We start from the raw sequence: 3,738 nt of genomic DNA, 5'->3' as shown, positions 1-3,738 counted from the left end.
CTGCTGTCCGGCTCGAACTGGCGCTTTTCCCGCAGATGCTCTTTATTGTAGGCCAAGAGCACGGGAGAATGAATGAACGGCTGCGCCGCCAGCCGGTCTTCGGCATCCATGAACGGGCCGTGCAAAAAAGTATATGTAGACGCGCGCGGCTCTTGACGATGAAACAGACCGGTACTGCCGTTCTCCTGAAAATGCATCATATCCTGGATGTTGACGGACAGCACATCCACAATGCCAAGCCTCATCAGATTGGCGATGCTTTCCGGATGTTCGTAGGGAAGGTCCACAATCTCCACAGCTATCTCCGGATGCCGCTCATGATATAAGGCGAGCACATATTCCATTTCGGCCTCCGCATATAGGGAAGGGTACAAACCGAAACGAATCTTACGGGTTTGCCGGGAAGCTGCAACTACTTGGGTGCCTACGCGGGGTACTTTCACGATCAATTCTTCCTGAACCAGCTGATCCAGCGCCTGCCGGACAGAATTTTTGCTCAGTCCATACAGCTCGATCAGGGTCATCTCCGATGGTAGATATTCGCCTTGAGCGTAAGTGCCGCGTTTAATTTGTTGGCGCAGGTCGGTGACCATGTGCTTCATTTTATTTTGATACGTATACCGGTCGGACTTAGCCATATGAGACCACCTTTATTTACCATAACTGGTTTGCTGCATCAATCCATTCTTATAGTATAATCACTCTTCAGCTCGTTTGGCAAAATGAAATCCTGTGAAGGCTGTATCCGGGCAGACAATCTTGAATTAACAATACTACAAAAAAAAAGCCGCCATGATAGGCGACTTTACACTTCAACGTATTTTTCCGATATCGCTTTAAGCCAAAATGGGATACTTCCGGGCATATTGTTTGGACACCCGGTATAATTGCTCGATCTCCAGCCGTTGGGTGGCACTGAACTCCTCATGATTTCTCGAACGGCAGCGATAGTTTGTCAGTATGCCCTCCAGCATGAGGTAATACTTGGCATTCACCGGGTAGAGCTGCTTCTCAAGAAATGACGACACACTGAGAAAATCAGACAGTTCCTCTGCCGCTTCCGGTTGGCTTTCCCAATTCCGGAACAGCCATGTATACAGCTCGGGGTGGAAGTTGGCCATCACGCCGCTGAAGCCGAAAGCGCCGAGCCGGTAGCTGTCCAGAAGCGTCGCCGTATTGGCGTTGAAGATTTTCAGACTTCCGCCCCGGACCGCCTTGAGTTTATCCCCGATCAGCTGCAGGTCGCAGCTCACGTCCTTGATAAACCGGAAGCGTCCGGTATCGGAGCATTTCTTCAGCATCTCGGGCGTCAGAAGCCGCCGATACGGGGCTGGACACTCATACAATCCGAGGGGGACGTGTTCTGGTAATCGCCCGAGCAGCTTATCGAGATTCGTCAGCCACACATCATCGGATTCCTCGGCAGCAGCGAGCCTGTTCGTGATTAAGACGACGGCGTCGACGCCGGTTTCCGCCATGGCGTTCAGCTCCGTTGCTTGATCCTCAAACGCATCTGATACATGACCCGATGCAATGACCGGTACCCGGCCGGCAGCCTTCGCTTTGACGAAGGCTGCGATCAATACGCGCTCCTCCAGAGTCAAAGTATACATTTCGCTGGATTGACATACGGCAAACAGGCCGTCGGCTCCCCGGTCGATATACCAGTCGATAAGCCGCTCCAAGGCCTCGTAATCCACTTCGTTCTGCTCCGTGAACGGCGTTAGCATAACCGGCCAATTGCCGTCGGTAATGATCTGATACATTTGCGTCCCCTCCTGAATGGTTCGTATCATTGGTTGTACATTATCCTTTTGCAGTCAGTATATTTGGCGGTTCCCTTCCTTCGAATATATCCAGCAATGCCTGAGCGGTAATCATGCTGACCCGCGTGTACGTCTCGAAAGTCTCGGCTGCGGTGTGCGGCGTCGTTATCAGGTTCCCGATCTGAAGAATCGGATGGTCAGCGGATACGGGCTCGGACTCGTAGACATCGATGGCCGCCCCGGCGATGACTCCGGACAACAGTGCCCGGGAAAGCGCCTGTTCATCCACGACGGCTCCTCTCGCGGTGTTAATGAAAATGGCGGATGGTTTCATCCTGGCAAAAGCCTTGTCATTCATAATATGGTGCGTCTCTTTCAAGCTGGGTAAATGCATGCTGACGATATCGCTATTCGCCAGCACCTGCTCGAAAGTTGTCATTGTAACGCCGTATTCCGACGCTTTAGCCGTATCTGGATATTTATCATAAGCTATAATTTCGACATCAAAGCCCTTCAACTTCTTCGCGGTGAGCTGGGCGATATTCCCGAACCCTAGAAGGCCGATTGTTCCACCAGCAAGCTCGGAGCCGACAAAGCGTTCCCAGCTGCCGTTCTTCGTCGATCGATCCAGCGCGGGAATATGCCGACGGACCGAGATCATCAATCCGATCGCCAGCTCGGCTACCGCGTTGGCATTGCCTCGAGGTACATTGGTTACTTGTATTCCGTATTTCCTTGCAGCCTCCAAATCGATATTGTCCACGCCAACGCCGAAACGGGCGATGCCTTGAAGCTGCGGCGCAAGCTTGAATATCTCCTCATTCCAAGTGTCCACGCCGGCAATGACGCCGTCGACCGATCCCACCACTTCCTTCAGTTCCTCGAACGTTAGCGGACGTCCGAAACGATTCTCGATGATCTCGCATCCATGGCTTTCGAGCAGCCGCTTCGCATCCGCGCACAGTTTGGAGTAATTCGTAGCCGTTACTAACACTTTCTTCGCCTTCATTATTTAACTCCTCCTACCGTCATTCCGCTTACCATATATTTTGATGTAAACAGATACATCACGATGACCGGAATCGATGCAATAATGGAGCCACCCATCAGGGGTCCCCATGCGAAGACGTCGCCGACGATCATATCCGAAAGTCCCAGCGTGATCGTCTTGTCAGCGCTTTTTGTGACAACAACCAAAGCATACAAATATTCGCTCCAGCACAACGTGAACGAAAAAATGAAGGTAGCCGCAATGCCTGGAGCCGATAACGGAAAAATGATCTTGGTCATCGTACGGATTCGCGAACATCCATCAATCATGGCCGCTTCCTCGATTTCGTCCGGGATGGATTTAAAATAGGAAATGAGCATCCACGTAGCATACGGAATCGTGATCGTCGGATAAATCAGCATGAGGCCGTAAATGGAATTGTTGATGCCGATGGCCGTCACCAGCATGTACAGCGGGATAAACAGAACGGCTCTCGGCATCAGGTACGCATAGAGAATGCTTTTGGAGATGAAGCTTCTTCCTCGAAACCTGAGCTTGGAGATCGCATACGCAGCCAGCATGCTGACCGTGATCGAGAACAAGGATACGATCAATGAGACGAACATGCTGTTTTTGATATTCGTCATAAAGCCCTTTTCGTTGATCAGCTTATCGTAGGCGGTTCCGAGAAATTCCTTCGGCCAAAACGTAGGCGTCATGGAATAGATCTCTCCGTTGGATTTGAAGGAGGTGATCACCATCCAATATAAAGGGAAGAGCGCGAATATTAGCAGCAGCGCGAGCGTCGAGTATACCGTAATTTGCTTGCCGAGCGAATTCTTCATTTAAGATCACTCCTTACTTGTCAGACGCCAGCGAACGCTTGGTCACATAATGGATCAGCATGATCAGCGGCGGCAGCGTAATGAGGGAAATCGCAATTGCTTTGCCGAGACTCATGTTCAGAAAGCCGACGGTATA

At 51.2% G+C, this 3,738-nt stretch carries 4 protein-coding genes; all 4 read right to left on the bottom strand.

All coding sequences use genetic code 11. From position 1 onward, the window contains the following. A partial coding sequence (locus tag HMPREF9412_RS01445) for a GntR family transcriptional regulator (RefSeq protein WP_009589487.1) occupies positions 1 to 638 on the bottom strand: 638 nt, incomplete at its 3' end. A gap of 198 nt (positions 639 to 836) precedes the next feature. Beyond that, on the bottom strand, positions 837 to 1,766 hold the full coding sequence (locus HMPREF9412_RS01440) for a dihydrodipicolinate synthase family protein (RefSeq protein WP_009589489.1): 930 nt from the start codon (positions 1,764 to 1,766) through the stop codon (positions 837 to 839). Positions 1,767 to 1,806: 40 nt separating this feature from the next. Further along, positions 1,807 to 2,775 (bottom strand): phosphoglycerate dehydrogenase, encoded by a 969-nt coding sequence (locus tag HMPREF9412_RS01435; protein ID WP_009589488.1) that lies wholly within the window; start codon positions 2,773 to 2,775, stop codon positions 1,807 to 1,809. Next, positions 2,775 to 3,602 carry a carbohydrate ABC transporter permease gene (locus HMPREF9412_RS01430; protein WP_009589490.1) on the bottom strand — a complete coding sequence of 276 codons (828 nt, stop codon included), beginning with the start codon at positions 3,600 to 3,602 and terminating at the stop codon, positions 2,775 to 2,777. The genes HMPREF9412_RS01435 and HMPREF9412_RS01430 overlap by 1 nt, the downstream gene beginning before the upstream one ends. Positions 3,603 to 3,738: the final 136 nt, after the last annotated feature.

Source organism: Paenibacillus sp. HGF5, from assembly GCF_000204455.1.
Classification (GTDB): domain Bacteria; phylum Bacillota; class Bacilli; order Paenibacillales; family Paenibacillaceae; genus Paenibacillus_AQ; species Paenibacillus_AQ lautus_A.
Note: the sequence above shows the minus strand (reverse complement) of the source record. Positions and strands in the feature narration are given on the sequence as shown.

Coding starts and splice junctions, on each gene's coding strand:
- HMPREF9412_RS01430 (WP_009589490.1), bottom strand. CDS start 3,602: ATGAAGAATTCGCTCGGCAAGCAAATTACGGTATACTCGACGCTCGCG.
- HMPREF9412_RS01440 (WP_009589489.1), bottom strand. CDS start 1,766: ATGTATCAGATCATTACCGACGGCAATTGGCCGGTTATGCTAACGCCG.
- HMPREF9412_RS01435 (WP_009589488.1), bottom strand. CDS start 2,775: ATGAAGGCGAAGAAAGTGTTAGTAACGGCTACGAATTACTCCAAACTG.